At 56.8% G+C, this 5,334-nt stretch carries 7 protein-coding genes; 4 read left to right on the top strand and 3 right to left on the bottom strand.

Annotation, left to right across the window (positions count from 1 at the left end):
• Positions 1 to 299 precede the first annotated feature (299 nt).
• Positions 300 to 641, top strand: coding sequence for a PA4575 family protein (locus ACW9JC_RS28545; protein ID WP_338583165.1), 342 nt, complete (start codon positions 300 to 302; stop codon positions 639 to 641).
• Between the two features lie 6 nt (positions 642 to 647).
• Here the strand turns inward: ACW9JC_RS28545 and ACW9JC_RS28540 are convergent, their stop codons facing one another.
• On the bottom strand, positions 648 to 2,477 hold the full coding sequence (locus ACW9JC_RS28540; RefSeq protein ID WP_457459219.1) for a hypothetical protein: 1,830 nt from the start codon (positions 2,475 to 2,477) through the stop codon (positions 648 to 650).
• A gap of 159 nt (positions 2,478 to 2,636) precedes the next feature.
• On the opposite strand from ACW9JC_RS28540, the gene ACW9JC_RS28535 reads away from it, so the two are divergent.
• From ACW9JC_RS28535 to ACW9JC_RS28525, 3 genes are all read left to right on the top strand, one after another.
• Complete coding sequence (locus ACW9JC_RS28535) at positions 2,637 to 3,125, top strand: TIGR00645 family protein (protein ID WP_007970904.1); 489 nt, start codon at positions 2,637 to 2,639, stop codon at positions 3,123 to 3,125.
• A 132-nt stretch (positions 3,126 to 3,257) separates the two neighbouring features.
• Positions 3,258 to 3,566 carry a DUF6482 family protein gene (locus ACW9JC_RS28530; RefSeq protein ID WP_338583162.1) on the top strand — a complete coding sequence of 103 codons (309 nt, stop codon included), beginning with the start codon at positions 3,258 to 3,260 and terminating at the stop codon, positions 3,564 to 3,566.
• Positions 3,567 to 3,687: 121 nt separating this feature from the next.
• The gene (locus ACW9JC_RS28525) at positions 3,688 to 4,305 is read left to right on the top strand and encodes an FKBP-type peptidyl-prolyl cis-trans isomerase (RefSeq protein ID WP_338583160.1); all 618 of its coding nucleotides are present in this window, start codon (positions 3,688 to 3,690) and stop codon (positions 4,303 to 4,305) included.
• Between the two features lie 117 nt (positions 4,306 to 4,422).
• On the opposite strand, the gene ACW9JC_RS28520 is transcribed toward ACW9JC_RS28525, so the two are convergent.
• Together ACW9JC_RS28520 and ACW9JC_RS28515 are read right to left on the bottom strand one after the other, a co-directional pair.
• Complete coding sequence (locus tag ACW9JC_RS28520) at positions 4,423 to 4,680, bottom strand: PA4570 family protein (RefSeq protein WP_150701502.1); 258 nt, start codon at positions 4,678 to 4,680, stop codon at positions 4,423 to 4,425.
• Positions 4,681 to 4,887: 207 nt separating this feature from the next.
• Positions 4,888 to 5,229: a zinc ribbon domain-containing protein YjdM gene (locus tag ACW9JC_RS28515; protein ID WP_020798653.1), complete on the bottom strand. Its 342-nt coding sequence runs from the start codon at positions 5,227 to 5,229 to the stop codon at positions 4,888 to 4,890.
• Positions 5,230 to 5,334: the final 105 nt, after the last annotated feature.

Here is a 5,334-nt window from a genome sequence, read left to right as displayed (position 1 = left end):
AGGCATAACCTGTAGGAGCCGAGCTTGCTCGCGATGACAGCATGACATTCAAAGCCTGTGGTGACTGAACGTCCGCTATCGCGAGCAAGCTCGGCTCCTACAGGTGATCTATACAGTCCGAAAACGCCATCACTCTGGCGTCAATATTCACACAATGACCATTCGGCGCCTTCTGGTATCGAATGGCCTGCATCCCGCACTTTTCTTCTATTCTCTGCTCAAGGACAGGGACAGTAATCACTGGATCGAAACAGCCTTCCCGTGGAGGCTGAATACCGGATCTACCGAGGGTCGCCGCCATGTCGCGCAACCTCTGCCTCACTCGTCAATGCCTGGGTCTTGTGACCCGTATCGAATGCGCCATCAAGCCGTTGGCGGGTGATACGGGCATGTGGACCTTGCTCTTCGCCGCCGGAATGGCCGGCGAACAACCTTCAGCCATCAAAGCCCAGGGCCCGTTTCCTGGCCCGTTCGCGGCTGAATCCATCCTCGACACCATTGTTGAAAGCCTGACACTGCACGGCTACGAACTCGCTGATGATCCGCAAATCTGGTGCCTGCATCTGCAAGCACAGCTGCGCGAGATCAATGGCGGCCGTTGCCGTAACGTTGGTGGCTTTGAGTTTCGGCCTGATCATTGATCCGTTCTATTGGGCCAGCTTGGATGCATCAGCCTTGTCGAGTTTGACCTCGTAGCCATATTGCACGGTGGTGAGGTCAGTTCGCTGATAGGTTTCCAGGCGCGTGGGTTGGCCGTAGAAGTAATGCACGGCAAACAGCGCGGGGCCTTCTGCGCCTGCATCATGGGTGACGGCAAGAATTTCCTTGAGGTAATTGCCACTGTCGTCCTTGGCAAAAAACCGCCAGTCCTGCTCAGGAAACACTTTCAGGTCCACCACCAACGCATTGCCTTTGAGCTCCAGGCCTTTGGCCAGTTGATGGGCGTCAATGCTCTGTTTGTCGACCGTTGCCAGAAACAGCGGCACGGAGCCCACCACGTAAGCGGGCGTTTCCGGAAACAGGTTCAGGTCATAGGTGATGGTGCCGCGAAGGGGATCGACCTCATACGCCTCTGGCGGCAATTCGATCGGTTCATCGCGTTTGCCCCGGCTGTCCTCGGTGAAGAAGCTGACCGGGTTTTCGCCGGGATTGAAGGAGGTGCCGAGCAGTTCGTCATTGAAACTTCTGAGGTGGCTGAACTCGACTCGGGCAGCGCTTGAGTCATCAACAGACTGAGTGATTTTGACGCCCTTTTTCAGTTGCTCCTCGGTCAATGTCGCGCCCTTGAGCCAGCTCGGCGCCTGGTCGTCGTACACCACCACCGGCAAGTTCAAGGGTTGGATGGTTTTCTGCGTGGTGTGACGGTCAAAGCGACGCACCGGCAGATCCAGATCCTTGCGGGTCACCGTGACGGCTGAAAAGTCCAGCAGGCTCACTTCGAGAGTTTCGATCGGGCCGTTGAAATACACTTTCGAATAACGATGGGTTTGTTGCTTCTCGAAGGTGCGGTGCTCTTCATCGAGTTGCTTTTCGAACGCTTCGCTCCAGGATTTCTGTTGCTGCATTTTCGCCAACTGCTTCTGGTAGAAAGCGATTTGCGCAGCGGTTTCGTTGATCGAACCGGAGCGCGAGAGAAATTGCCCGCTGGCATCCTTGGCCTGGACGATCAGTGGGTTCAGCGGTGTTTCTCCGATCTCCGGGGCTTGTGGTGCGCTGTTGCTGAATTCGAGTTCTGCGTAGTTATTGGCCAGCTTCAGCAGGGTGACGCTGACGTTGTCATTGGTGCGCGTCTGGCCGACATCCTTTTTCGTCAGGTCGAAGCTGTAGAGCCGATGGGGGGCGATGACTTCGATCTTGCCTTGCAGGCTGACCGGCTGCGGCTGGTTCTTGATGTCGGCATCAAGGCCTTCGATGAACGGATACGCCACGGTCAGGTCATCGGGATTGGTCAGGTTGGAGCTCGACGGACTCAACTGAATGCCGGGATCGGTTTCCGACCATTCCGGCTGGAAAGCGATGACGCGTTTGTTGCTCAGCGTGACCGATTGCCATTCCAGGCCATGGGGAAACAGAAACGCCGCCGGAATGCTGAAGTTGAAAGGAAACACGGGTTGAAGGTCGGTGAGGTAGTCGGAGCTGGAGTCTTTATGCAACACGAACAGGCCGTTGATGTAGGTGTCGACCAGTGCCTGAGGCGAGGGGTAGTGCTTGAGGACGGCGAGGGCGTCTTCGCCGTACTCGGTTTCCACCGGTTTACTGTGGAGCTTGAGTTGCGCCCGTTCGAGCAGCAGCAGCGAGCCGCCAAGTTCCGCCACGGCGTCCTTGAGTTTCGGGTCCTGGATCGCATCCAGCGACTTTTCGAACTGCGCAGTTTTCTCCTCCAGGCTGACCTGGCGCTTTTCATCGCTCGGCGAGCAGGCGCTCAGCAGCAGCGCCAGGCAGATTCCGGCACCGGTTAAAGGCAAGCGCGCATCCATTTCCAGTTTTCCTGTCCGATATCACTGAGCTGTCAATGGTTTGGACACTAGCAGAAAAACTTTGATATACACGCGCAGGTGGCGGATTTCCCGATGGTTTCTGGCTGTAACAGCGGGCTGCTATACTCGCGTCGATTTTCAGACCACCTGTGAGATTCAATGGAACGCTTTATCGAAAATGCAATGTACGCCTCCCGCTGGTTGCTGGCGCCGATCTACTTCGGCCTGTCCCTCGGGTTGCTGGCCCTGGCGCTGAAATTCTTCCAGGAAGTCTTCCACGTCATCCCCAACGTTTTTTCGATGGCCGAGTCGGACCTGATCCTCGTGCTGCTGTCGCTGATCGACATGGCGCTGGTGGGCGGTTTGCTGGTGATGGTGATGATTTCCGGTTACGAGAACTTCGTTTCCCAACTCGACATCGACGACAGCAAGGAAAAGCTCAACTGGCTGGGCACCATGGACTCTTCGTCGCTGAAGATGAAAGTGGCTGCATCCATCGTGGCGATTTCCTCGATTCACTTGCTGCGCATCTTCATGGACGCCAAGAACGTCGATCCCGAGCATTTGCAGTGGTACGTGATCATTCACATGACCTTCGTGGTGTCGGCCTTTGCCATGGGTTACCTGGATAAAGTGACCAAGCACTGATCAGCATTCATCGCTGTACCCGCCGCCCGTCTGTTGCAAAACAGACGGGCGGCGTCGTTTGTGGCTTGTACTTTGATGCGTCGAGGCCTATCCCTGTAGAGGTAATGGCTCGCCACTGTGTGAGGTGCGTTCATGAACCTGCAAGAGTTGAATGCCTATGCCGTCGCCGGGAAGGTCGACGAGCTGAACCTGATCTCGATGGAAGGGGGGATTTATCTGCTGGAAGCGCGGATGCATGGCGCCGCGTATCCCCTGAGCGATAAGCGCGGCGAAATGATGCATTTGCGTTCGGTCGAGCACGCTCGCGAAGTGCTTCACTCCTTTCCCAAGCTGAACTTCAACCTCGTGCACAACCTGGTGCATGACGAGATGTGCGGGCTCGGCGGCATTGACGAAAGCCTGAAGGTGCCGATCGACCAGCGATCTCCACGACAGGGCTGACACCCCTCATCAACGCGGTGGCAACTGTGCTAGTCTGCTGGCCCTTTTGGTTTCGGGCGCTCCGGGACGCGCTGTGCATGCACGGCAAGTTCCTGGTCCGTCCGCACAGCGGAGCAGTGTCATGTCCGAAGTAAATCTGTCCACCGACGAAACCCGCGTCAGCTACGGCATTGGCCGTCAGCTGGGCGACCAACTGCGCGACAACCCGCCACCGGGCGTTAACCTGGACGCGATCCTGGCAGGTCTGACCGACGCATTCGCCGGTCTGCCAAGCCGTGTCGGCCAGGAAGAAATGTCCGCCAGCTTCAAAGTGATCCGTGAAATCATGCAAGCCGAAGCTGCAGCCAAGGCTGAAGCGGCCGCTGGCGAAGGCCTGGCCTTCCTGGCTGAAAACGCCAAGCGTGACGGCATCACCACCCTGGCTTCCGGCCTGCAGTTCGAAGTTCTGACTGCCGGCGAAGGCGCCAAGCCATCCCGTGAAGACACCGTGCGTACTCACTACCACGGCACCCTGATCGACGGCACCGTGTTCGACAGCTCCTACGAGCGTGGCCAGCCTGCAGAGTTCCCGGTTGGCGGCGTGATCGCTGGCTGGACCGAAGCCCTGCAACTGATGAATGCCGGCAGCAAATGGCGCCTGTACGTGCCGAGCGAACTGGCTTACGGCGCTCAAGGCGTTGGCAGCATCCCGCCGCACAGCGTACTGGTGTTCGACGTCGAGCTGCTCGACGTTCTGTAAGCTTTTGATCTTTGTAGGAGCAAGGCTTGCCCGCGATAGCATCACTTCGGTTTCAAAACTAAACCGAGTTGCCTGCATCGCGAGCAAGCTCTGCTCCTACAGGGTTTGCGACGCTGCTCATATTTCGAGCTTGTGAGTCAGTTCATGCGACGGGCGCAACGCCCGGGCATAGCAGAACAGGAACAGGTTGCGCACCACTTCCTTGAGCACCACCGGTTCGCTGGAATTCAGGCCATTGAGGTCAAGATCACCCTGATCCTGCAGCTCACTCAAGGCTTCTTCTTCAAGTACCGCACAGACTTCCCCCGTTTCCCGATGCAGGATCCTGAGGTAAGGGTGTGGGCGGTCCAGCCAGGCATCGATTAAGTAAGTCATGAATTCTCATCTCCATTGATTGGTTTCAATGAGAATAATTCCTATTCAATAAATAGCAAGGACCTATTGGCGGTTTGGGCTTTTTTCCGGGTAAAGATTGCGTAAGGTCAAAACGGCTGGCCTTTAGCTATTGCGAGGATTTGCTGGGTGAAGCAGGGGAGGGCGAAGCACCATCCCACGCCTGGCGCGGGATGGAATACAGCAGGTTCAGACTTTTCTGACAAACTCGGATTTGAGTTTCATCGGGCCGATACCGTCGATCTTGCAGTCGATGTCGTGATCGCCATCGCACAGGCGGATGTTCTTCACCTTGGTGCCGACCTTGACCACCAGCGACGTGCCCTTGACCTTGAGGTCCTTGATCACGGTAATGGTGTCGCCATCCTGCAGGACGTTACCGACCGAATCCTTTTTCACCGCGTCATCGGACACCGCTTCGGCTTCGCCGCTGGCGGACCACTCGTGAGCGCACTCGGGGCAGATCAGCTGGGCGCCGTCCTCGTAGGTGTATTCGGAATTGCATTTCGGGCAGGGTGGCAACGTGCTCACTAAGGCTCCTTGGATTCAGGATCGTTAAAAAGCGCACATTGTATAGGGTTTTCCAGGTGCGGGGAGTTGAAAGCAAAAGATCGCAGCCTTCGGCAGCTCCTACAG

The organism is Pseudomonas sp. SDO5591_S426 (assembly GCF_054070755.1).
Note: the sequence above shows the minus strand (reverse complement) of the source record. Positions and strands in the feature narration are given on the sequence as shown.

Bases quoted from the DNA above. Each gene is read 5' to 3' on its own strand.
- ACW9JC_RS28520 (WP_150701502.1), bottom strand. From the start codon at position 4,680: ATGACTTACTTAATCGATGCCTGGCTGGACCGCCCACACCCTTACCTC.
- ACW9JC_RS28540 (WP_457459219.1), bottom strand. From the start codon at position 2,477: ATGGATGCGCGCTTGCCTTTAACCGGTGCCGGAATCTGCCTGGCGCTG.
- ACW9JC_RS28525 (WP_338583160.1), top strand. From the start codon at position 3,688: ATGTCCGAAGTAAATCTGTCCACCGACGAAACCCGCGTCAGCTACGGC.
- ACW9JC_RS28545 (WP_338583165.1), top strand. From the start codon at position 300: ATGTCGCGCAACCTCTGCCTCACTCGTCAATGCCTGGGTCTTGTGACC.
- ACW9JC_RS28535 (WP_007970904.1), top strand. From the start codon at position 2,637: ATGGAACGCTTTATCGAAAATGCAATGTACGCCTCCCGCTGGTTGCTG.
- ACW9JC_RS28530 (WP_338583162.1), top strand. From the start codon at position 3,258: ATGAACCTGCAAGAGTTGAATGCCTATGCCGTCGCCGGGAAGGTCGAC.